The 1,129-nt window shown below is 44.2% G+C and carries 1 protein-coding gene; it reads right to left on the reverse strand.

The genetic code is table 11. The features are described 5' to 3' along the window. Positions 1-326: 326 nt before the first annotated feature. A partial coding sequence (locus R7E00_RS24625) for a J domain-containing protein (RefSeq protein WP_318124836.1) occupies positions 327-1,129 on the reverse strand: 803 nt, incomplete at its 5' end.

Below are 1,129 nucleotides of genomic sequence, written 5' to 3' on the forward strand. Positions count from 1 at the left end.
ATTTCGCCTTGGTTAAACAGACGAACATCGATCTTCGCCATGTCGTAGCAGGCTTGGCAAGAGTGATGATATTTGCCATCTACATAATCGTGACGAGTAACAAAACTAGGTTTTTTACACCAATCGCAGGTGCCTTCTTCAGTGAACATTGATTTTCTCCCCACCTAGATAAATATGAGTCGTTAGGTGTTATTTTTCGCCGGGCATTATGGCATGAAAAAGAGATTGACGTTAAATGTCTGTTAATTTGTTTGAGAGCGAGATCGATTGCGAACCTTGTTTTACTTAGACTTAAAGCTAGCCATCAAGCGCCCTCTAGTTGTGGTTTACGATTTTGTAACATTTTGTGAGATGATTTTAAACGCCTGGTTCAAACGTTTCATTTCTTCTTCACTTCCACGAGTATCTGGATGATAGAGTTTTGAAAGTTGTCGATAGCGGAGTTTCACTGCTTGGTTATCAGGAATGGTTTGTGGTGTGTAACCAAACATCGCGCAGGCAACCGCAACTTTATGATTGTCGGATTGGCTACGAGTCTTTTTAAACTCTTTGAATACTTTCTCCAGCTGACGCTTCAATTGTTTATTCGTGAACTCTAACTCTTTTACTTTCGCATCAAGTTGCTGAGTTTGGTTTGCCTCTTGGGAAGACAGTGCGGCCAAGGCTCGTTGTTGTTTCCTTAGAGTTACCCATCCACCGAAGCCTGCTAGAGCGATCACCAATCCACCAATAGCCAACCACATAATCGTGCCATTATCAGACGTTACGGTTGATTGTGGAGCGACAGGCTGCTCTTCTTTTGTCGCTTCTTTATCTAATTCCACAATTTCGGAGACTTGCTTTGCACGCAGTTGATTGAAGCGCTCTTCGAGATAATGATTGTAAGCTTCTTCCGCTTGAGGGTTGGTGTCCGAGGCTAATTGGTACCACGCCTCAACGAGATCGCTGGTGGTGATGTCTTTTTGGTGATGCTGAACAAAGTCCGCTAACAAAAAACCGCGGTCGCGAGGGTCATTCAACGCTACAGAGGTAAACCAATACGTTGCCTGTGAGTAATTAACCGCACCGGTCAATCCTCGGGAATAGTCTTCGGCCAGCTGTTTCTGTGCAGGTAAATAGCCTTGGCTTG

Origin of the sequence: Vibrio sp. Vb1755, from assembly GCF_033338635.1 — a bacterium.
Taxonomy (GTDB): domain Bacteria; phylum Pseudomonadota; class Gammaproteobacteria; order Enterobacterales; family Vibrionaceae; genus Vibrio; species Vibrio alginolyticus.